The sequence below is a fragment of the Thioclava sp. JM3 genome (assembly GCF_002213185.1).
Taxonomy (GTDB): Bacteria; Pseudomonadota; Alphaproteobacteria; order Rhodobacterales; family Rhodobacteraceae; genus Thioclava; species Thioclava nitratireducens.
Map to the genome: position 1 here is coordinate 140,067 of NZ_NBOB01000007.1, position 21,849 is coordinate 161,915.

A 21,849-nucleotide genomic window follows, 5' to 3' on the forward strand; every position below is an offset into this window, starting at 1 on the left:
GGGCATCGCATGAACCGTGCGGACAAGATCGGTTACGGCCTGTCGGGCGCGCTGCATCTGGGCGTGCTCTTCTGGGTCATTGCCGGGGGCCAGTGGTTCTTCCCGAAACCGAATAAGCCGGTGGTGATCTCTCAGGTCGCGGTGATGTCCGAGAAGGACTTCAACACGATGATGGCCTCGGCGCCGAAGGACGCGCCGCAGCCCACGCCGGATCCGGTCGCGCCCACGGCGCCCGATACGCCAACCGAGACGGCCCCGCCGCCCAAGCCGCCCGCGCCGGAGCCGCAGGCCAAGCCCGAGCCGGAACCGCAGGCGATGCAGCAGCCCGACCCCGTACCGGATGCGCAGCCCGATGTGTCGGCCCTGCAAGAGCCGACGCCGCCTGCCGAAGTGAGCGACACGCCGCCGGAGATCGTGCCGCCGGTCGAGGAGCCTTCGCCGACGGTCACGCCCGATATCTCGCCCGTGCCGAAGCCGAAACAGGCGCCGCGCGTTGCTCCCACGCCTGCGCCCGAGCCGCCGCCCGAGGCGAAGGTCGACCCGCAGGCTCAGCCGCAAGAGGCCCCCAAACCCGCCGACACGCCCGATCAGCCCACCGAGAAGCCGAAGGAGGCGACGGCGCCGCCCGAAGCCTCCACCGAAATCGTGACCGAGGCGAACAAGACCAAGGACAAGCCGGAAAGCTCCGCGCCGCTGGCCTCGCCGCGGCCGAGCGCCAAGCCGAAACCGCCCGCGCCGAAAGAGACGCAGACGGCTGCGTCCCCGGCAGAGAAGAAGCCTGAAGCGCCCAAGCCCGCCGAGAAGAAACCGGCTGAGCCGAAACAGGCTGAGAAAACGCCCGCGCCGAGCGAGCCGAAGAAAGTCGACAGCGCCTCGGTCAACGATGCGCTTGCGGCTGCCTTGGGCGGTGAAGGCACGGGTGGCACCGGCTCTGCGCCGACGGGTCCGCCGATTACCGCGGGCGAGAAAGACGCGCTGATCGTCGATATCAAGCAGTGCTGGAACACCGGCGCGCTCAGCTCGGATGCGCTGCGCACCACAGTGACGCTATCGGTCGACATGCAGCCCGACGGCCACCCGATCATCTCCTCGATCAAGTTGGTCGGGGCGACGGGCGGCACCGGCAACGCGGTCGATCAGGCCTTCGAGGCTGGGCGACGCGCCATCGTTCTGTGCGGCTCGGACGGGTTCCCGCTGCCGCCGGAGAAATATGACCGATGGAAAACGATCACCATCGACTTCAATCCCGAAAAAATGAGGATGAAATGATGGCTGATCGGCGAATTTCCGCGCGGTGTCATGGGGTTGTGATGCACGATCGTGCCGCAGCGCGTTACAAACCGGGCAAGACCCGGAAAGGGAGTGTGTGACATGATGCGTTTCGTTCTCAGTTTGCTGGCCGCTGTGATGCTGGCACCCATCGCCGCAATCGCGCAGGATTCCGAGCCGCTGCATATCGAGATCACCGATGGTGTGATCGAGCCGATGCCGTTCGCAATCGCGGGTTTCATCCCCGAGACCCCCGACGCTGGCCAGATGGCGAGCCAGATCACGCAGGTGATCTCGAGCGATCTGACCGGGACCGGGCTGTTCCGCGAAATTCCGAAATCTGCCTATATCCAGAACGTGTCGAGCTTCGACACGCCGGTGAAGTATTCCGACTGGCAGGCGATCAACGCGCAGGCGCTGGTCGTGGGGTCGGTCGGGATGCAGGGCGGCAAGGTGGTCGTGAAGTTCCGCCTCTTCGACGTGTTCTCCGGACAGCAGATGGGTGACGGGCAGCAGCTTGCGGCCTCGCCGGCAAGCTGGCGGCGTCTGGCACATAAGGTCTCGGACGTGATCTATTCGCGCATCACGGGCGAGGGGCCGTATTTCGACAGCCGCGTTGTTTTCGTCTCGGAAAGCGGGCCGAAGGACAACCGCCAGAAGCGCCTCGCGGTGATGGATTACGACGGCGCGAATGTGACCTATCTCACCGATGCCTCGACCATCGTGCTCGCACCGCGTTTCTCGCGCGACGGGACGAAAGTGCTCTTCACCACCTTCGAGACCGGTTTTCCGCGCATCAAGATGCTCGACGTGGCGACCGCCTCGGCGAGGCTGCTGCCTGAGGTGCCCGGGACGATGACATTCGCGCCGCGCTTCTCGCCCGATGGGCAGAAAATCGTCTACTCGATGGAGCAGAACGGCAATACCGACCTCTGGATGATGAATGTCAGCACGGGCCAGACCCAACGCCTGACGACCTCGCCCGCGATCGAGACTTCGCCCAGCTTCTCGCCCGACGGATCGCGGATCGTGTTCGAGTCCGATCGCTCGGGTACCCAGCAGCTCTACATCATGCCGGTCGGCGGCGGCGAGGCGACGCGGATCAGCTTTGGCGACGGGCGCTATTCGACGCCGGTCTGGTCGCCGCGCGGCGATATGATCGCCTTTACCAAGCAGAACCAAGGCCGGTTCCATATCGGCGTGATGCGCACCGATGGCTCGGAAGAGCGGCTGCTGACCTCGTCCTTCCTCGACGAGGGCCCAACCTGGTCGCCCAATGGCCGGGTGATCATGTTCACCCGGGAGAGCCCCGGCGCCGAAGGCTCGGCCTCGCTCTATTCGGTCGACATCTCCGGGCGCAACCTGAAGAAAGTCTCCACGCCGGGCGCCGCGTCGGACCCGGCCTGGTCGCCGCTTCTGCCGTGAGGGCGGATTAACAAGCGTTAGAGAAACTGGTAGGCTCGCCCGCAATGGGCAGATCAACAAAGGCGGAACCAATGAAATTTGCAGTGAAGGCCGTGTTGGCCATCTCGATGCTGGGCCTCGCGGCCTGTTCGAACCCCGATCAATACGGCTCCGGTGCGACCGGTCCCGGCGGCGCGCTCGGCCCGGGCGGCGCTGGCATGGGCGGCGTCAGCCAAGGCGGGATCAACGATCCGAACTCGCCGGCCTATTTCAGCCAGACCATCGGCGACATGGTGCATTTCCAGGTCGACCAGTCGACGCTGACCGACACCGCGCGCGGCATCCTGAGCCAGCAGGCGAGTTGGCTGGTGAGCCACCCGAGCTACACCGCGATCATCGAAGGCCATGCCGACGAGCAGGGCACCCGCGAATACAACCTCGCGCTTGGGGCGCGTCGTGCCTCTGCGGTTCAGGAATACCTGATCAGCCAAGGCGTGGCCGGCAACCGTCTGCGCACGGTCTCCTACGGTAAAGAACGTCCGCTGGCAGTCTGCTCGACCGAAGAGTGCTACCAGAAGAACCGTCGCGCCGTGACGGTGATCTCGCAATCGGCGGTCGGGAGCTGATCGCGATGCTGAGAGCTTTGCTTCTCGGTGCGGCTGTTCTGGCAGCCGCGCCCGCGCTGGCTCAGGACGCGAACCGCGCCCAGACGCTGGCTGACATCAAGACCGAACTGGGACAGCTTCAGACCGAGATCGGTAGCCTGCGCCAGGAACTGAAATCCTCTGGTCAAGCCGGTCTGCAGAAGGCGGGCGGCGATTCCGCTCTGCAGCGGATGGATTCGATGGAGCTGTCGCTGTCGCATATGACCGACCGCGTCGAGGAGCTGGAAAACAAGATCAACCGCGTCGTCGCCGACGGCACGAAGCGGATCGGCGATCTGAACTTCCGGGTCTGCGAGATGGAAGAGAATTGCGACATTTCGAAGCTTGGCAAGACAGAGCCGCTGGGAGGCGAAGCGCCGAACACCGGTGCGTCGGTCACGGGTCCGGCTCCGGATTCCACGCCCGGACCCGATCTTGCGATCAACGAGAAATCGGATTTCGAGGCGGGCAAGAAGGCCTATGAGGATGGCGATTACGCCTCTGCGGCCGATCTTCTCACGACCTTCCGGCAGACCTATCCCGGTTCCCCGCTGACCAGCGACGCGATGTATTATCGCGGTCTCGCACTGCAAAAGCAGGGTGATGAGGCGGGCGCTGCGCGGGCATGGCTCGACGGGTTCTCCGCCGACCCGAAAGGCTCGCGCGCCGCGGATAACCTGTTGTCGCTCGGCAAGGCGCTGGGGCAGCTCGGACAGCAGAGCGAGGCCTGCACTACGCTGGGTCAGGTGAGCGCACGCTTCCCGGGTTCGTCGGCGGCGGGCGAGGCGCAGAACGCGCAGCAATCGCTGGGATGCCAGTGAGCGTTCTCCGGTGACGCTGGACGACATCGCAAGACACGGTTTTGACCCCGATGCGCCCCGGCGCGTCGGGGTTGCCGTTTCCGGGGGTTCGGATTCGATGGCGACGCTCGCGCTGTTGGCTGCGCATTTCGAGGTCGCCGCGGTGACGGTGGATCACGGGCTGCGCGCCGAGGCTGCCGAGGAAGCCGCATTTGTCGGGCGGTTCTGCGCAGATCGGGGTATTTCGCACACGATCCTGCGCTGGGACGGAGCCAGCGCCGAAGGTAACCTGATGGACGCCGCGCGCCGGGCGCGCCTTGGGCTGATCGGCGCATGGGCGGGCTCGACCGGGATCAGTCATGTCGCACTTGGGCATACTGCCGACGATCAGGCAGAGACCTTTCTGATGCGGCTCGCGCGCGAGGCGGGGCTGGAGGGGCTGTCAGGCATGCGCCCACGCTTCGAGGCCGAGGGGGTGACATGGCACCGCCCGTTTCTGACCCAGACACGAGAGGCGTTGCGCGGTTACCTGCGCAGGCAGGGCATCGCATGGGTCGACGATCCGTCCAACGAAAATGAACGCTTCGACCGGGTGAAGGCGCGACAGGCGCTTGGCACGCTGAAATCTTTGGGTGTCGATGCGCAGGCGGTTGCCGGGGTGACGACAAACCTTGCGTCGGCCAACGCTGCGCTGCATCGACTGCTGATGGCGGAGGTCGAGCGCCATGTCTCCGAGCAATCGGGAGATCTGCTGATCGACGCGACGGGCTTTTCCGTGATGGATCCGGAGTTGCAACGTCGCCTGATCGTGGCAGCGCTGCGCTGGATCTCTGGCGCGGATTACGCGCCACGCGCAGCGAAGGTGCAGACCCTGCTGGCGGAGTTGCCCCGGCAAGGCGACCGCACCCTGCACGGTTGCCGTATCACCACCGCCAAGGGCGCGCTACGCATCACCCGCGAGGCGCAGGCGGTGGCCGATCTGCGCGTGACCCTCGAAGATGGCGCCGCGACCTGGGACCGCTGGGTGGTCACCGGGCCCGCCATGGACGCCACGGAAGTCGCGGCGCTGGGGGAGGCGGGATTACGCCAATGCCCCGATTGGCGCGAAACGGGCCTTCCGCGTGCCTCGCTTGCTGCAAGCCCGGCCATATGGCGCGGCGAAACGCTTGTCGTGGCACCGCTCGCAGGCTTCGGGATCGGCTGGCAGGCGCGGATTTGCCGCGACGCATTCGACACTTGGCTAATTCGACGTTGAACCCGGGCGCGTAATGCCTATTTTCACTGAGGAAGAGGCGGCGACCGCAGGTCAGCCGCCCGATACGATTGGAGGATATTCCTTGGGTAATGCGCGCAATCTGGCCTTTTGGGCGGTGCTGTTCCTGCTGATTTTGGCCCTGTTCAACCTTTTCGGTGATGGGCAATCTTCGATGAACTCGTCCCAAGCGACCTATTCGGAGTTCATGGACGCCGTCAACAAAGGCGAGGTGAAGAACGTCCGCCTCGATGGCGAAGAGGTGCGCTACCAGCTCGCCGACGGCACGAGCTTCACCACCGTCAAGCCTCTGGAAGATCAGATCGCAGAGAAGCTGATCGACAAGGGCATCGCGGTGAGCGTCGTCAAGCAACAGCAATCCGGCTTCATGTCGCTGCTGGGCGTCTGGCTCCCGTTCCTCGTGCTGATCGGCATCTGGATCTTCTTCATGAACCGGATGCAGGGCGGCGGCAAAGGCGGCGCGATGGGCTTCGGCAAGTCCAAGGCAAAACTGCTGACCGAGAAACATGGTCGCGTGACCTTCGACGACGTGGCGGGCATCGACGAAGCCAAGGAAGAACTCGAAGAGATCGTCGAATTTCTGCGCAACCCGCAAAAATTCTCGCGCCTTGGCGGCAAGATCCCGAAAGGCGCGCTGCTGGTGGGCCCTCCGGGCACCGGTAAGACGCTTCTGGCCCGCGCGATTGCGGGCGAGGCGGGTGTGCCGTTCTTCACCATCTCGGGCTCCGACTTCGTCGAGATGTTCGTCGGTGTTGGCGCATCCCGTGTCCGCGACATGTTCGAACAGGCCAAGAAGAACGCGCCCTGTATCGTCTTCATCGACGAGATCGACGCGGTGGGCCGTGCCCGTGGCGTCGGCATCGGCGGCGGCAATGACGAGCGCGAACAGACCCTCAACCAGCTGCTGGTCGAGATGGACGGGTTCGAGGCAAACGAAGGCATCATCATCATCGCGGCGACGAACCGGAAAGACGTGCTTGACCCCGCGCTGCTGCGTCCGGGCCGCTTCGATCGCCAGATCCACGTGCCGAACCCCGATATCAAGGGCCGCGAGAAGATCCTGACGGTTCACTCGCGCAAAGTGCCGGTGGGGCCCGATGTGGACCTGCGCACCATCGCGCGCGGCACGCCGGGCTTCTCGGGCGCCGACCTGATGAACCTCGTGAACGAAGCAGCGCTGATGGCGGCGCGCGTCGGGCGTCGTTTCGTCTCGATGGAAGATTTCGAGAACGCGAAGGACAAGGTGATGCTGGGTGTCGAGCGCCGCTCGATGGTCCTCACCCCCGAGCAGAAGGAAATGACCGCCTATCACGAGGCCGGTCACGCCATCGTCGGACTGTCGCTGCCGAAATGCGATCCGGTCTACAAGGCCACGATCATTCCGCGCGGTCAGGCCTTGGGTATGGTCGTCTCGCTGCCCGAGATGGACAAGCTCAACTACCACAAGGACGAGGCCAAGCAGAAAATCACCATGACGATGGCGGGCAAGGCTGCCGAGATCATCAAATGGGGCGAGGAGCATGTCTCGAACGGCCCGGCTGGTGACATTCAGCAGGCGTCGGCCATCGCCCGCGCGATGGTGATGCGCTGGGGCATGTCCGACAAGGTCGGCAATATCGACTACGCCGAGGCGCATGAGGGCTATCAGGGCAACACCGCTGGCTTCTCGGTCTCGACCAAGACGAAAGAGCTGATCGAGGAAGAGGTGCGCGGCCTGATCGAAGAGGGCTATCAGGAGGCCCGCCGCATCCTCACCGAGCGGATCGAGGATTGGGAACGTCTGGCGCAGGGGCTTTTGGAATACGAGACCCTCACGGGCGACGAGATCAAGAAGGTCCTCTCCGGAGAGCCGCTGGGCGGTGACGACGATGACAGCTCCTCGGGAAGCCTGCCGTCGGTGACCGCGCTGCCCAAGACGTCCAAGAAAAAGGATCAGGGCGACGGCGGGGCGGAAACCACCCCCGAGCCTTCGGCCTGATCGCGCAGGTTCGCGAGAATGGTCACGCGTGACGCTTCAGTGCCGGGCGCAGCCGATTGGGATCCCGACGCTTATGCGCGGTTCCGCAATCTGAGGCTGCGCCCGGCACTCGACCTTCTGGCGCGGGTTCCGCATCTGCCAGAGCGCGGCAAGATCATCGATCTGGGCTGCGGCAATGGCGCGGTGGGCGAGACGCTGAACCACCAGTACCCCAAGCGTAAGATCGTGGGCGTCGACAATTCCGAGGCGATGCTCAAGCGCGCTGCGGCGACCGGCGCCTATCATCGCTGCGATCTGGTCGATATTTCCGAATGGACGCCCAACAAGCCACCCGCGATGATCTTCTCCAACGCTGCACTGCATTGGCTGCCCGATCACGCGAAGCTGTTCCCGCGTCTGGCCGGAGAACTGCGCGAGGGCGGCGTTCTGGCGGTGCAGATGCCCGCCCAGCACGGCGCGCCGTCGCATCGCATCCTGCGCGACCTGTCGCAAGAGATGTTTCCCGACCGCTTCAACTTCGCCGGCTGGGTGCCGCCCGTGGCCCCGGCGGTGGATTACGCGAAAATGCTTAGCCCCCTCGGCGAGGTCGACATCTGGCACACCGAATATCTGCAGGAACTGGAGCCCACGCCGGGCGCGCATCCGGTCCGCCGCTTTACGGAAAGCACGGTGATGCGACCTTTCCTGCGGCTCTTGGGCGACACTGAAGCGCAGGTTCTCATCGAACGCTATGAAACCGCGCTGGAGACGGTTTATCCTTTGCGGGACGACGGTAGCGTCTTTTTCCCGTTCCGTCGTCTGTTTGTCGTCTTGTCAAAGAGGGGCTGATGGCCGCGCTGAAACCCACGCAATATCAAGGGGAGGTCGTCTGGCTCGGGCTGGTGACCACAGAGGGACAGCTGACCTCGACCCCGGTCGAAGAGATCGAATTCACCTTCGACGGTCCCGTGGGAGAACTGCATGGCGGACGCACACGTCCCTCTTGTTCGCGGGTCACAGATCAGCATCCCAAGGGCACCGAGATCGCCAATGTCCGCCAGCTGACGATCCTGTCGGCCGAGGAGCTGGCGGAGACCGCTTTCGCGATGGGCGTGCCGGAAATCGATCCGTCCTGGGTCGGCGCGACGATCGTGCTGCGCGGCTTGCCGGATCTGACCCATATCCCGCCCTCGGCGCGGCTTCAGAACGAGACCGGGCTGACACTCGTCGTCGATATGGAAAACCGCCCCTGCGTCCTGCCGGGCCGGGTGATCGAAGAGCACTATCCAGATAAAGGCAAGCGCTACAAACCCGCAGCGCACGGACGGCGCGGCGTCACCGCATGGGTCGAACGTCCGGGCCGGCTGGTGGTCGGTGAGACGCTGCGGCTGCACATCCCCGATCAGCGCGCCTGGGAGCTGATGGACGAGGTCCGCTGAGGCGATTTAATCCCGCAACGGTCGCTTCTTTCCCTTTCGCCGCGTCGTCAAATGGTTACCCTCCGTCAGCAGGAGGACCAGATGACCAGTGATCTCGATATTGCCCGTGCCGCCACGCTGCGCCCGATGCCGGAAATCGCAGCGAAACTGGACATTCCTGAAGACGCCCTGATCCCCTATGGCCGCGACAAGGCGAAGCTGGAGGCGGAGTTCGTCGCTGGGCTGGATGGGCGCGAAACCGGCAAGTTGATCCTCGTCACAGCGATCTCGCCGACCCCCGCGGGCGAGGGCAAGACGACGACGACCGTGGGCTTGGGCGACGGGCTGTCCCGGATCGGAAAGCGCGCCGCGATCTGCCTGCGCGAAGCCTCGCTCGGCCCGAATTTCGGGATGAAGGGTGGGGCCGCGGGGGGCGGTTACGCGCAGGTCGTGCCGATGGAGTCGATGAACCTCCATTTCACTGGCGATTTCCACGCGGTCGGCGCGGCGCATAACCTGCTCGCGGCGATGATCGACAATCACATCCATTGGGGCAACGCGCTCGAGATCGACGCGCGTCGGATCACGTGGCGGCGTGTGCTCGACATGAACGACCGGGCGCTGCGCGACATCGTCGTCAGCCTCGGCGGCGTCTCGAACGGCTTCCCACGCCAGACCGGCTTCGACATCACCGTCGCCTCCGAGGTCATGGCCTGCCTCTGCCTGAGCCGCGACCTGACGGATTTGCAGGAGAGGCTCGGTCGGATCGTCGTGGCCTATCGGCGCGACCGCTCGCCGGTGACCTGCGCCGAGATCGGAGCCGACGGCGCGATGGCGGTGCTGTTGAAAGAGGCGCTGCAGCCCAATCTCGTGCAGACGCTGGAGGGCACTCCCGCTTTCGTCCATGGCGGGCCCTTCGCCAATATCGCGCATGGCTGCAACTCGGTGATCGCGACGCAAAGCGCGCTGAAGCTGGCCGATTACGTCGTGACCGAAGCGGGGTTCGGGGCCGATCTGGGTGCTGAGAAATTCTTCGACATCAAATGCCGTAAGGCCGGACTGACGCCGAGTGCTGCTGTGGTAGTGGCGACGGTTAGGGCGCTGAAGATGAATGGCGGTGTCGCTAAGGCGGATCTTGGCGCGGAGGATGTTGCCGCGGTCGAGGCGGGCTGCGCTAATCTCAACCGTCACATCGCGAATATGAAGAAATTCGGCGTACCGGTCGTGGTCGCGATCAACCGCTTCACTGCCGATACCGAGGACGAGATCGCAGCGGTGCGCGCCGCCGCCGAGGCGCAGGGCGTGGAGGCGGTTCTATGCACACACTGGTCGGAAGGCGGCGCCGGAGCCGAGGCGCTGGCCGAGAAGATCGTCGCGCTTACCGAGCGCCCTTCGCAATTCGCGCCGCTCTATCCCGATGACATGCCGCTGATCGAGAAGATCGAGACCATTGCCACGCGCATCTACCACGCGAGCGACGTCTATGCCGATCAGAAGATTCTCAACCAGCTGCGCGACTGGGAAGCGGCGGGCCATGGGAACCTGCCGATCTGCGTGGCCAAGACCCAGTATTCCTTCAGCGCGGACCCGACGCTGCGCGGGGCGCCCTCGGGCCATACGCTGCCGATCCGCGAGGTGAGGCTCTCGGCCGGGGCGGGGTTCGTCGTGGTGATCTGCGGTGAAATCATGACCATGCCGGGCCTCCCCCGGCACCCGGCTGCGGAGACGATCGGCCTCGATGCCGACTGCCGCATCACGGGTTTGTTCTAGGCGCGCGGTCTTGAGCTTGTTGGGCCAAGCTGCGATAGGGGGCGCAAGTGTTCCGGGAGCCTTGTCGATGAAAACCCCGTCCGAACTACACTCGATGGAAGAGCTACGCGTCGCGATCGATGCGCTCGACCGGGAGCTGGTCGAGATGCTCGCCGCGCGCACCCGGCTGATTGCCCGTGCGGCGGAACTCAAACAGGAAAATGGCTGGCCTGCACGCATCCCCGACCGGGTCGAGGACGTGGTCTCGAAGGTGCGCGCCGCAGCGGAGCCTGCCGGGCTCGATCCCGATCTCGCCGACCGTCTGTGGCGCGAGATGATCGAGCATTTCATCGGGCAGGAAGAACAGGTTCTGGGCAAGGGAGACCCCGATGAGCGCCACGATCATTGACGGCAAGGCGTTTGCGCAGGGCAAGCTGGACGAGACTTATGCCGAGGCGCAGCGGCTCTCGGAGGCAGGCTGGGCGCCGTGCCTCGTCTCGATCTCGGTAGGTGACGTCGCCGCCGCCGAACTCTATGTGCGCAACCAGAGGAAATATGCCGAGAAAGCCGGCGTGGCCTTCGAGGTGCGCAACTACCCCGAGACGATCAGCCTCGAACAGCTTCAGGGCGTGCTGGCCGGTCTGAACGCCGATCCGCGCGTCAACGGCATAATCATCCAGCGCCCGCTGCCCGCACATATCCCGGTCAAGGCGCTGCAAAAGGCGGTGCATCCGCTCAAGGACGTGGAGGGGATGCATCCGTCCTCGATCGGCAACATCGTCTATAACGAGCTGGAACTGGGCCCCTGCACCGCCGTCGCAGCGGTGGAGATCCTGAAATCCCTGCCGCTCCAGACCGAAGGGCTCAATGTCTGCGTGATCGGCCACTCCGAGATCGTGGGCAAGCCGATCGCCTTCCTGATGATGGGGCTCGGCGCCACCGTCACGGTGTGTCACCACATGACGCGGCAGGTCTCGGTGCATTCGCGCGCCGCAGACGCCGTTTTCGTCGCTGTGGGAAAGCCGGGGCTGGTGCACGGCGAAATGCTCAAGCCCGGCGCGGCCCTGATCGATATCGGCATCAACCGGGTCGAGGGGCGCACCGTGGGCGACGCCGATTTCGACAGCTGCGCAGAGGTGGCGGGCTGGATCACGCCCGTCCCAGGCGGGGTGGGGCCGGTCACGGTCTCTACGCTGATGAACAACGCGGTCCGCGCGACCCGCATGCAGATGGACCATTACCGCGCGACCTTCGCGGCGGCGGAGTGACGGAGGAATGAAATGACGGCGACGATCATCGACGGGAAGGCCTTCGCAGCGAGCGTGCGCGAGAAAGTGGCCGAGCATGTCACCCGGCTGCAGGAGGAACACGGCATCACGCCGGGCCTCGCAGTCGTTCTGGTGGGCGAAGACCCGGCCAGTCAGGTCTATGTGCGCAACAAGGGCAAGCAGACGCTTGAAGCCGGGATGAAGTCCTACGAGCACAAGCTGCCCGTCGAGACCTCCGAGGCCGATCTGCTTGCGCTGGTCGAGAAGCTGAACGCCGATCCGGCGGTGCATGGCATCCTCGTGCAGCTACCGCTGCCCGATCACATCGACGAGGAGAAGGTGATCAATTCGATCACCCCCGCGAAGGATGTCGATGGGTTCCATATCCTCAATGTGGGTCTTCTGGGCACCGGGCAGAAATCGATGGTACCCTGCACGCCGCTGGGCTGCCTGATGATGCTGCGCGATCAACTGGGTAGCCTCTCGGGGCTGAACGCCGTCGTGGTGGGGCGCTCCAACATCGTCGGCAAGCCGATGGCGCAACTGCTGCTGCGCGACAGCTGCACCGTCACCATCGCCCATAGCCGCACCAAGAACCTCGCGGATGTCTGTCGCGGCGCCGATATCCTTGTCGCGGCCGTGGGCCGTCCACGCATGATCCCGGGCGACTGGGTGAAGCCTGGCGCGACCGTGATCGATGTCGGCATAAACCGGATCGACGCGCCCGAGAAGGGCGAGGGCAAGACGCGGCTGGTCGGCGATGTCGATTTCGACAGCGCCAAGGAGGTCGCCGGCGCGATCACCCCGGTGCCGGGCGGCGTCGGGCCGATGACCATCGCCTGCCTGCTGGCCAACACGGTCACCGCCTGCTGCCGCGCGAACAATCTGCCCGAACCCGAGGGTTTGACTGCCTGACGAAAGTAGGTAAGGATTTCCGCAGGTTGGACAGGAGAAAACGGCCTTTGCCGTTGTCGGACCTGTGATGCTTGCGTTACCCAAGCGTCAATTGAGGCGTGGCGGCTATGGCAGGATTCTGGAAGACATATTGGCGGGCGTTGAAGATTCCGGCTCTGCCGGTGATCTGGATCGTCGCATCGCTTTTCGGCGTCGCCGCCGGTCCGTTCAACTCCCTCGAATCCATGTCCTTCGGCGCACGCTTGGTTTTCTGGCCGACCAGTATCGCCGTGGGCATTCTGATAGGCGCGGCAATCCGCATTTTCGTGCGGCGCAAGTTGGGTTTACGCTGTTTCCGATACGAGGCTCCGACCCTCGCGGGTCTCTCGGCTCTCGTGCTGACCGCGCCGCTTTACCTGCTCGTCCTGCTGCTTGCGGAGAAGCCGAATTTCGGCGGGTTCGAGATATTCCACATGGCCGCATATATCTTTGGCCTCTCGATGGCGGGATCAATCCTGCGGCACTGGATGGCGCCCGAGCAGGGGCGCCGGACGCGGTCGCGTGAGATCCATGCCGCTGCTTATCCGACAGAAGCGCCGAGCGGGGCCGATCCGTCGGCCGAGGAAGCTCCGACACGGCCCGCGCCACGTCTGCTCTATCGGCTCGAGCCGGACTTGCGCGCGCCGTTGATCCGGCTTGCGGTGAATGACCACTACGTCGACGTGGTCACCGAGGCCGGGCAGACCAGTCTGCTGATCCGGCTTGCCGATGCGATCGCCGAGACCGAGGGCGCGCCAGGCCTGCAGGTCCATCGCTCGCATTGGGTGTCGCGCGAAGCGGTGCGCGCGATGCGCAAGGAGAAGGGGCGGGTCTTTCTGGAGATGTCCGACGGCGAAGAGGTGCCTGTCTCGCGCACCTACCAGCCGCGCGTCGAGGCTGCGGGCTTCCCGCCTTCCGGAGCGGAGCGGCTGGCCGCGCAGTAGCGCCGTCAGTGGACGATCACCTCGTCTTTCACGAACATGTTGTCCCAGGCGCGATCCACCAGCTCCGGTGTCATCTGATAGGGGATGCCCTCGAATTCGCAGATCGAGATCATCTGGTCGATCAGGAAGATCGGCTGATAATTGGCGTAGACATTGTCGATGGTGGGATATTTCACCTTGAGCAGGTGCAGCAGCGCTTTCTCATCCAGTGGCATCTGCCGCTTCTTCGCCACCATCTGGAAGATCTTGAGATAGTCGGATTGGTTCGGCCCGTCGATCTTGATCTTGAAGAAGATACGACGCAGTGCCGCCTTGTCGAAGATATCGTTCGGGTGGAAGTTGGTCGAGAAGATCACCAGCGTGTCGAAGGGCACCTCGAACTTCTCGCCCGACTGAAGCGAGAGGATATCGCGGTTCTCTTCCAGCGGCACGATCCAGCGGTTCACCAGCTTCTGCGGCGGCTCTGCCTGACGGCCAAGGTCGTCCACGATGAAGACGCCGCCCGCCGATTTGAACTGCAGCGGCGCGGTATAGGTGCGCGCGGTCGCGTTGTATTTCAGATCGAGCATGTCGAGCGACAGTTCACCACCGGTAATCACGGTCGGGCGCTCGCAATAGACGTAGCGCTGATCGAACTGCATCCCGCGCTTGCGCAGGGCGGTGGGATCGTCCTCCTCGACGGGGACGGGGGTGTGTACGATAGGGTCGTAGACGGTGATGATCTGACCGGCATATTCGACGGCGCGGGGGATGAAGATATTGTCGCCGATCGCGTCGCGTATACCGTTCGAGATCGAGGATTTCCCATTGCCGGGCGGACCGTACATCAGGATCGAGCGCCCCGAGGAGACCGCCGGACCAAGCTGGCCGATCAGGTCGGGCGGCAGGATCAGGTGGCCCATCGCGCCCAGAAGCTGCTGGCGGGTCAGCTGGATGTTGCGGATCGACTGGCGCTTCACCTGCTCGCGATAGATCGTCAGCGGGACAGGCATCGCGCCGTAATATTCCGACTGTGCGAGCGCATCGAGCGCGCGCGCCTTGCCGCTATCGGACAGCTGGAATCCCATCTCGCCGCCGGAATTGGCGTGCAGCGTGCCCATCGCCTCCAGCAGACCGTGCTTGCGGCACATGTCGATCAATTCCTGCACCATGGTAATCGGCAGGCAGACCAGCTTCGACAGCGCGGAGGCCGTGTCCGTATTGGTGCGGAACATCGTCTTCAGGAGAATGTCGCGCATCACCACGACATTTAGCCCCGTTTCCTCCAGCGCGCGCGGCGGGACAGGGGCGATGACATTCGCGGTCATCATGTTCATCTGGCGCATCCTCTCGGCTATACGTCCCGTCTGATCAAAAACGGGGCGAAGATCGGTCCGGGCCAATCTTGCTGGCGATTGTGGCCAAAAGTTGGAAAAACAGGGTAATCGTCGCGATACCTGGTCGGCGGGCCGAACAATCAGCCAAGGGCCGCGAGCAGCAGGTACGCCCAGAGCGTGCCGACCAGCGCCAAGCCCATCGGGAAGTCCTTGCGCTTCCAGCTGACCCAGTCGGGGGTCGCGTTCACCACTGCAGGGATTGCACGAAAGATGCGATGCGCAGCGAAGGCGGCCAACAGGAAGGCGCAGAGCAGGAACATCGTCAGTTGCACGTCGAACAGGTCATGCGAGAAGAATGGCGCGGCGCCGGCGGCGAATTTCGCGTCTCCCGCGCCGAAATGCGCGATCTGGTTCAGGACATAGCCGATCGCGAAGACGACGAGCGCATGGGTCCAACGCCATCCATAGACGTCGAGCGGCAGCAGGAGCGGCCCCGCCACCGCAAAGATCAACAGCAGCGCCAGTACCGCCTTGTTGCGGATCTTCATGTATTTGAGGTCGGTAAAGACCACCCAGGCGCAAACCGGGGTAATCAGCACCAGAAAGATCAGCGCCGACAGAGGCGGAGCAAGACCGAGCATTCCGTCAGCCCTTCAGCGCGCTCGAGGATCCCTGATCGAGCGCCTTCAGCGCCCGGTCGGCCTCCGCGAAATATTGCGGATTGGTGTCGATCGCGTCTTGCAGAAGCGTCTTGCCGATATTGACGTCGCCGCGCTTCACCGCCGCGAGACCCGCCGTATAGAGCAATTGCGCCCTCTCGGTCTGGGTCATGTCGATCACGGGCAGGTCGTATTTGCCCTGGCTCGCACGGGCGAGTACGAGGTTGTTCTTCGTGGTGAAGCGCGTCGGGTCGTAGGTGAGCGCTTCCTTGAACAGTTTCTCGGCCCCCGCCGCATCGCCGCGGCTGAGCTTGGAAAAGCCCCAGTTGTTGTAGATGCCCGCGGGCTTCGTGGTCAGGCCCGCCGCGGTCTCGTAGAAGCTGTCGGCCTTCTTCCACTTTTTCTCGCTATCGGCGACCATCGCCTCAAGCCGGTAGCGGTCGTAGGTCTCGTGGGTCGGCGGCACGGTGTCCAGCGTCGCCTTCGCTCCGGACCAGTCATTGGAGCGGATCTGCGCCTCGGCCATCGACACGCGGTCGTCATTGGTCGCGCCCGGCATGGCGATGACCTCCTGCCAGACCTTCACGGCCTGCACCGGCTTCTGAGCGCGCACGAGCGATTTCGCGAGGCCGCGCTTGGCGTCGATCCGGTCGGGGTGGTCGTTGGACAGCCGGGTGAAATAGGTAACGGCCTCGTTCGGGTCGGCGACCGTCAGCATGATGTCGGTGAGGTTGGTCTCGTCGACGGCATTCACGCTTTTCATCGCGCGCGCGACTTCGGCGTCGCTGTTATTGCCCATACAGCCAGAGAGAGTCATCGCACAGCCAGCCAAGGCTGCCAGAAAGATCGGGTGGCGCATGTTACCTGCGTCCTTTTTGCTCGAGCCTCAGTGCTTCGTCAGCAGCAGGTAGTCACCGACCCCTTTCCTGACGAGCGTGAACTGCTTGTCCTGTGGCGCAGCGTAACCCGGCTCCTCGATTTTTGCGAGCGCCCGCGTGAGGTTTTGCTTGATCGCGTCCGATTGGCCACTGTCCAGCGCGAAGGCCAGTTTGAAGACGCGGGCGGCTTCGGCGTATTTGCCGCGCTCCATCAGAACGACGCCGAGGTTGTTCCACGCCGGCACGAAGGTCCGATCGGCTTCGGTCGCCCGGCGCAGCATCTGTTCCGCCTGGTTGAGACGCCCGAGCTTCAGGTCGGCCGAGCCCACGCCCGAGAGGATTTCCGCCGTGGCGCCATGCTGGCCTGCCGCGCGGTAATAGGCTTTCAGGGCAAGCTCGTATTCACCCGCTTCCATCAGCCGGTGGCCGACCAGAAGCCCGTCGACCGCCTCCGCTCCGGGTTTGGTGCCGGGGGCGAAAGCGCCCCGTTTCTCAGCCGAAAGGCCGCCCGGGTTACAGGCGGCCAGTGCGGTTACTGTCAGCGCGGCCAGTATCAGGCCGCGGCGCTTTGGGATCATGCCGTCAAATGCCCATATTCTTGAAGTTCTCAAGCATATCATGGATCGACGGGCCAACAAGAATGATCAGAAGCGGCGGCACGGTGAACATCATCGTGCCCAGCGTCATCTTGGTCGGGATCTTGTTGGCGGCTTCCTCGGCGCGCATGATCCGCTTGTCGCGCATGTCGGCGGCATAGAGGCGCAGGGCCTCTGCGATCGAGGTGCCGAATTGCTGCGACTGAATCATCACGGTCACAAAACTCGCGATATCCGGCACGCCCGAGCGTTCGCCGAAATTGCGCAGCACGGTCGCCTTGTCGAGACCGGCCTTGATCTCGTGCGCGACCATCGCGAATTCTTCCGACAGTGCCGGGTAGGATTTGTTCAGCTCTTTCGAGACGCGGATGATCCCCTGATCGAGGGACTGGCCCGCCTCGACGCAGACGAGGAGCATGTCGAGTGCATCGGGGAAGCCGTTCTGCATCTCGTCGGTGCGCGCTGCCACGCGCTTGTTCACCCAGTATTTCGGGCCGTAATAGCCCACGCCGCCGGGCCCGAGCACCCAGAGCACGGTGCCCAGCATCCCCATCGCCTGCCCTTCGGGCGCGCTGGAGTTGTAGAGCACGACATAGAGCGAGCCGAGCGCGAGCAGGCCGATGCCAGCCGCGAACTGAACCGCGTGGAAGGTGCGCACTGCATTCGGACCGCGATAGCCGGCCGATTGCAGCCATTTGCGTGACTCCGACAGTTCCTCGGCATTTTGCGGTTCGAGGAAGGCCGCGTATTTCTGCAGTTTGTCGTTCTGCGTGTCGCGCAGCTTCTGACTGGGGCTGTCGTTGTTCGTGCTGGGTGCCTGACGCGGCGGGCGCGGGGCATTGCCACGGATCTTGTCAAAGGGGTCTTCGCGCTTCTTCAGGAGCGCGGGGACCGCAGCGAGCACGAGAAGCCCGCCAAGACCTGCGAGCGCCATCATCGGACCCATCGGCCCGAGCGCATCGATCAGCATCTGGTTGATGGCAGCGAAATCCATTGGGCTCTCCTCAGACCTTGATGGTTGTCATGACCTTCATGAAGATCACGTTGGCGCCGAGCAGCAGGAACACCACGATCGCGGCCGGAATGAAGGCCGCGGTCGTTTTGACCTCGTCGTAATAGTCGGGCGAGACGACCTGAATGATCACCATCACCACGACGGGGAAGGCCGAGAGGAAGATGCCCGACCAGCGCGGCTCCGCGGTAATCGCTTTCACCCTGCGGAACAGCCGGAAGCGTGAGCGGATCACCTTGGACAGACCGTCGAGAACCTCTGCGAGGTTCCCGCCCGAGGTCTGCTGGATCGACACGGCGACCGCGAGGAAGCGCAGATCCTGCATGTCGAGCCGTTCAGCCATTTCCGAGATCGCCTCGGCCACGTTGCGACCGTAGGCCGCCTCGTCGGCGATGATGCCGAATTCGGTGCCCAGCGGATCGGGGATCTCGCGCGCGACCGCCTGGATCGCGGAGGGCAGGGGGTGGCCGACGCGAAGCGAGCGCACCATCAGTTCCACCGCGTCGGGTAGCTGCTCCTCCATCAGGGCCATGCGTTTCTTGGCCTTCGAGTTGACCCAGAAATAAACGCCGCCTACGCCCATGAACAGCGCGAGGAAGATGCGGATGAAAATGCCGGCATCCGAGCTCAGCGTGAGTGCCATGAAAGCGGCGAAGCAGGCGAAGGCCATGATGCCGATCAGCGCCATCGGCGAGAACGCGATGTTGCCCTTCTGCGCCTTGTCTGCCAGCAGCGAATAGAGCGGGATCGAGCGCGCGTCGCTATGCTGCGACGCTTCCTTGCGCAGACGCTCCAGCACCTCTTCGCGCCGTTCGCCCTTGTTGAGCATCTCGAGGCGGCGATTGACCCGCTTGTTGAGCGAGATCGATTTGCCGAAGACCAGCAGGTAGACGCCTTCGACGAGCAGCAGAACCGCGACGAAGATCAGCAGGTAGATAATGGGGGTCGCCATGACGGAGTGTCCTTAGTCCTGCACGGGTTCGTAGATCGACGCCGGCAGGTCGTAGCCCCATTGCCGGAACCGATCGGAATAATGAGAGCGCACGCCGGTCGCGGTGAAGCGGCCGATGATCTTGCCGTCGGGGGCAAGCCCGAGACGCTCGTAGCGGAAGACTTCCTGCATCGAGATCACGTCGCCTTCCATGCCGGTGATTTCGGTGACCGAAACCATGCGGCGCGAGCCGTCCTGCAGACGCGAGGCCTGCACGATCAGGTTCACAGCCGAAGCGATCTGGCTGCGCATCGCCTTCATCGGCATCTCGATGCCCGACATCGAGATCATGTTCTCCAGACGCGCCACGCCATCGCGGGCGGAGTTCGCGTGAATTGTGGTCATCGAGCCGTCGTGGCCCGTGTTCATGGCCTGCAGCATGTCGATGACTTCCTCGCCGCGCGTTTCGCCGACGATGATCCGGTCGGGACGCATCCGCAGCGCGTTCCTGAGACAGTCGCGCTGGGTGACCGCACCCTTGCCTTCGACGTTCGGCGGGCGGCTTTCCATCCGGCCCACATGGGTCTGTTGCAGCTGAAGTTCCGCCGTATCCTCGATCGTCAGGATGCGCTCGGAGTTGTCGATGAATGAGGAAAGCGCGTTCAGGGTCGTCGTTTTACCTGAACCCGTCCCGCCCGAGACGATCACGTTGAGACGGGTCGCGACGGCGGCTTGCAGATAGGCCGCGATTTCCTCGGTGAAGGCGCCGTAACTGACGAGATCGTCAATCCCCAGCTTGTCCTTCTTGAACTTACGAATGGAGACGAGCGAGCCGTCCACCGCGATCGGCGGCACCATCGCGTTGAAGCGCGAGCCATCGGCGAGACGCGCGTCCACATAAGGGTTCGATTCATCGACGCGACGGCCCACGGCCGACACGATCTTGTCGATGATGCGCAGCAGGTGGCGTTCGTCCTTGAAGGTGATGTCGCTCAGTTCGAGCTTGCCATTGCGCTCGATGAAGATCTGCTGCGGGCCGTTCACGAGAATATCGTTGACGGTGTCGTCCTTCAGAAGCGGCTCGAGCGGGCCGAGCCCCATGACCTCATCGTAAAGCTCTTGTTGCAGCGCCTGGCGGTCCTGCGCGTTCAGCGCGACCGAAAGCTCGGTCATCGCCTCGGCGGTGATGTCGGCGATCTCGGCGCGCAGCTCGCGTTCGGAGGCGTGCTCAAGTGCGGCGAGGTTCAGGTTCTCCAGCAGCCGCTTGTGCAGCTCCACCTTGAGTTCCTGAAGGCGCTGTTTGCGTTTCTTTTCCTTGTCGACGGCCACCGGGTCGGCAGCAACCTTCGCTGGGCCCATCTTGCGATGGACCACCTGCGTCTTCGGCGCAGCGTCGATCGGCGGCGGCTTGGCGGCACCGGGCACGGGCGGCGGGGGGGCGGCCTTGCCGTTGGTGGGCTTTGCCCCGTCTTTCTTGTAGCGCGAAAACATCTGGACGTGTCCTTTCGGGTCAGGCGGCTGCTTCGACGGCTTCGTTCAGCTCCACCAGCGAGCCTGCGAGCTTCTGGAATTCCTTGCGTAGCGGCACTTTCGGTGCCGAGAGCGCCAGTGGCAGCCCGTGATCGTTGGCCTGAGTGATCTGCTTGCCGCCATCGCTCATCAGCAGCTCGAGCGAGATATCGAGGCTCTCGGCCAGTCGCTTCACGCGGGCCTTGCCGTTGAGATCGGTGAATTTCGGCGCGCGATTTAGCACGTAACGCAGCTTCTCGGTCGGCAGCCCCTCGGACTTCAGCGCCCGCTGCATCCGCAGCACGTTCTGGGCCGAGCGCATGTCCAGCTCGATCAGCGCGAAGTAGAGATGGGCCTTGTTCAGTACCGTCTCGGTCCAGCTGACCACGGTCGAGGGCATGTCGATCACGACGAAATCGTAATGTGCCCGCGCCATGTCGATCAGGCGCTCCAGATCGTCGCCGCTCAGAAGGTCCAGCGGCAGCATGTCGGTCGGCGCGGTCAGCACGTCGAGCTTGTCGTTGAAGCTGAGCATCGCCTGTCGGAAGGTCTCTTTGTCCATATGCTCGGTATCGGCGAGCATTTCGTAGATCACCTCGCGGCGCGGCAGGTCGAGATAGGTCGCGGCGGCGCCGAATTGCAGGTCGAGATCGAGCAGGCAGACTTTCGGCGAGGTCGACGGGGCTTTCTTCTTCTTTTTACCGTCGTGGATCGTCGCCATTTCCCAGGCGAGGTTCACCGCGAAGGTGCTTGCACCGACGCCACCGGACAGGCCGTGAACCGGGAGGACGACACCATCGTGGTTGCCGGTCGCCGCAAAGGTCGGCGCGTGGACGGGGGGCGCGGCTTCGACCGGCGGGGCGGCTTGGCCAAGACGCTCGATCGCGTCGTGCAGCGCGCCTTCGGGAAGCGGGTAGGGGACGAAATCATCCGCGCCGAGCCGCAACAGTTGATGCAGCGCGATCGGGCTGACCTCATCGGCAATCAGGATGACGCGGATGTTGCGGTCCTTCGCCTCGGTGATGATGCCGGAAATCTTGGTCAGCTCGTCCTCGTCTTCGCCATTCACGGCGATCGCGATGAACTCGAGCTGTTCCGCGTCGGGCTGGCCGAGGAAGATGACCGCTTCATCGAAGGTCAGATCGCCCCAGCTTTCGCCGAGCTCGGTTTCCATATCCTCGATCAGCAGATCGAAATTCGACACATCGCGGGACACGGTGCACGCCTGGATCGGGGCCGGCTCCGAAGTCATGATAGCTGCTGCAGTCATTGCCTCTGTCCTCTTTTTC

At 63.9% G+C, this 21,849-nt stretch carries 21 protein-coding genes; 13 read left to right on the forward strand and 8 right to left on the reverse strand.

Annotation, left to right across the window (positions count from 1 at the left end):
• The first annotated feature begins 9 nt into the window (after positions 1 to 9).
• The 13 genes from B6V73_RS14630 (at position 10) to B6V73_RS14690 (ending at position 13,659) form a co-directional block, all read left to right on the forward strand.
• Positions 10 to 1,269 (forward strand): hypothetical protein, encoded by a 1,260-nt coding sequence (locus tag B6V73_RS14630; RefSeq protein ID WP_088725609.1) that lies wholly within the window; start codon positions 10 to 12, stop codon positions 1,267 to 1,269.
• A gap of 102 nt (positions 1,270 to 1,371) precedes the next feature.
• On the forward strand, positions 1,372 to 2,694 hold the full coding sequence (gene tolB / locus B6V73_RS14635; protein ID WP_075775878.1) for a Tol-Pal system beta propeller repeat protein TolB: 1,323 nt from the start codon (positions 1,372 to 1,374) through the stop codon (positions 2,692 to 2,694).
• Positions 2,695 to 2,765: 71 nt separating this feature from the next.
• Entirely contained in the window at positions 2,766 to 3,299 is a 534-nt protein-coding gene (pal, locus tag B6V73_RS14640; RefSeq protein WP_075775879.1) for a peptidoglycan-associated lipoprotein Pal, read from the forward strand.
• Between the two features lie 5 nt (positions 3,300 to 3,304).
• Positions 3,305 to 4,138, forward strand: a complete 834-nt coding sequence (ybgF, locus tag B6V73_RS14645) for a tol-pal system protein YbgF (protein ID WP_341865723.1) — start codon at positions 3,305 to 3,307, stop codon at positions 4,136 to 4,138.
• A gap of 10 nt (positions 4,139 to 4,148) precedes the next feature.
• Complete coding sequence (tilS, locus tag B6V73_RS14650; protein WP_276206800.1) at positions 4,149 to 5,372, forward strand: tRNA lysidine(34) synthetase TilS; 1,224 nt, start codon at positions 4,149 to 4,151, stop codon at positions 5,370 to 5,372.
• Positions 5,373 to 5,454: 82 nt separating this feature from the next.
• Positions 5,455 to 7,368, forward strand: coding sequence for an ATP-dependent zinc metalloprotease FtsH (gene ftsH / locus B6V73_RS14655; RefSeq protein ID WP_075775881.1), 1,914 nt, complete (start codon positions 5,455 to 5,457; stop codon positions 7,366 to 7,368).
• A gap of 18 nt (positions 7,369 to 7,386) precedes the next feature.
• The gene (locus B6V73_RS14660; RefSeq protein ID WP_088725610.1) at positions 7,387 to 8,196 is read left to right on the forward strand and encodes a methyltransferase domain-containing protein; all 810 of its coding nucleotides are present in this window, start codon (positions 7,387 to 7,389) and stop codon (positions 8,194 to 8,196) included.
• Positions 8,196 to 8,786, forward strand: coding sequence for a sulfurase (locus B6V73_RS14665; RefSeq protein ID WP_075775883.1), 591 nt, complete (start codon positions 8,196 to 8,198; stop codon positions 8,784 to 8,786). Before B6V73_RS14660 ends, B6V73_RS14665 begins: the two co-directional genes overlap by 1 nt.
• An 81-nt stretch (positions 8,787 to 8,867) precedes the next feature.
• Positions 8,868 to 10,535, forward strand: coding sequence for a formate--tetrahydrofolate ligase (locus B6V73_RS14670; protein WP_088725611.1), 1,668 nt, complete (start codon positions 8,868 to 8,870; stop codon positions 10,533 to 10,535).
• Positions 10,536 to 10,602: 67 nt separating this feature from the next.
• Positions 10,603 to 10,923, forward strand: coding sequence for a chorismate mutase (locus B6V73_RS14675; protein WP_075775885.1), 321 nt, complete (start codon positions 10,603 to 10,605; stop codon positions 10,921 to 10,923).
• Positions 10,904 to 11,782 carry a bifunctional 5,10-methylenetetrahydrofolate dehydrogenase/5,10-methenyltetrahydrofolate cyclohydrolase gene (locus B6V73_RS14680; RefSeq protein WP_088720379.1) on the forward strand — a complete coding sequence of 293 codons (879 nt, stop codon included), beginning with the start codon at positions 10,904 to 10,906 and terminating at the stop codon, positions 11,780 to 11,782. The genes B6V73_RS14675 and B6V73_RS14680 overlap by 20 nt, the downstream gene beginning before the upstream one ends.
• A gap of 12 nt (positions 11,783 to 11,794) precedes the next feature.
• Positions 11,795 to 12,697, forward strand: coding sequence for a bifunctional methylenetetrahydrofolate dehydrogenase/methenyltetrahydrofolate cyclohydrolase FolD (gene folD / locus B6V73_RS14685; RefSeq protein WP_088720378.1), 903 nt, complete (start codon positions 11,795 to 11,797; stop codon positions 12,695 to 12,697).
• 107 nt (positions 12,698 to 12,804) lie between these two features.
• Positions 12,805 to 13,659: a LytTR family DNA-binding domain-containing protein gene (locus tag B6V73_RS14690; RefSeq protein ID WP_088725612.1), complete on the forward strand. Its 855-nt coding sequence runs from the start codon at positions 12,805 to 12,807 to the stop codon at positions 13,657 to 13,659.
• A 5-nt stretch (positions 13,660 to 13,664) separates the two neighbouring features.
• On the opposite strand, the gene B6V73_RS14695 is transcribed toward B6V73_RS14690, so the two are convergent.
• The 8 genes from B6V73_RS14695 to B6V73_RS14730 all read right to left on the reverse strand — a co-directional run bounded on the left by B6V73_RS14695 (position 13,665) and on the right by B6V73_RS14730 (position 21,830).
• Positions 13,665 to 14,975, reverse strand: coding sequence for an ATPase (locus tag B6V73_RS14695; protein ID WP_075775890.1), 1,311 nt, complete (start codon positions 14,973 to 14,975; stop codon positions 13,665 to 13,667).
• A 140-nt stretch (positions 14,976 to 15,115) separates the two neighbouring features.
• Positions 15,116 to 15,616: a prepilin peptidase gene (locus B6V73_RS14700; RefSeq protein ID WP_088725613.1), complete on the reverse strand. Its 501-nt coding sequence runs from the start codon at positions 15,614 to 15,616 to the stop codon at positions 15,116 to 15,118.
• 4 nt (positions 15,617 to 15,620) lie between these two features.
• Positions 15,621 to 16,493, reverse strand: coding sequence for a hypothetical protein (locus B6V73_RS14705; RefSeq protein ID WP_075775892.1), 873 nt, complete (start codon positions 16,491 to 16,493; stop codon positions 15,621 to 15,623).
• A 27-nt stretch (positions 16,494 to 16,520) separates the two neighbouring features.
• Positions 16,521 to 17,090, reverse strand: a complete 570-nt coding sequence (locus B6V73_RS14710) for a tetratricopeptide repeat protein (protein WP_088720374.1) — start codon at positions 17,088 to 17,090, stop codon at positions 16,521 to 16,523.
• A 4-nt stretch (positions 17,091 to 17,094) separates the two neighbouring features.
• Positions 17,095 to 18,102: a type II secretion system F family protein gene (locus B6V73_RS14715; RefSeq protein ID WP_075775894.1), complete on the reverse strand. Its 1,008-nt coding sequence runs from the start codon at positions 18,100 to 18,102 to the stop codon at positions 17,095 to 17,097.
• A gap of 10 nt (positions 18,103 to 18,112) precedes the next feature.
• The gene (locus B6V73_RS14720; RefSeq protein ID WP_075775895.1) at positions 18,113 to 19,072 is read right to left on the reverse strand and encodes a type II secretion system F family protein; all 960 of its coding nucleotides are present in this window, start codon (positions 19,070 to 19,072) and stop codon (positions 18,113 to 18,115) included.
• A gap of 12 nt (positions 19,073 to 19,084) precedes the next feature.
• Positions 19,085 to 20,542, reverse strand: a complete 1,458-nt coding sequence (locus tag B6V73_RS14725) for a CpaF family protein (protein ID WP_075775896.1) — start codon at positions 20,540 to 20,542, stop codon at positions 19,085 to 19,087.
• Positions 20,543 to 20,561: 19 nt separating this feature from the next.
• Complete coding sequence (locus B6V73_RS14730; RefSeq protein WP_075775897.1) at positions 20,562 to 21,830, reverse strand: AAA family ATPase; 1,269 nt, start codon at positions 21,828 to 21,830, stop codon at positions 20,562 to 20,564.
• Positions 21,831 to 21,849 lie beyond the last annotated feature (19 nt).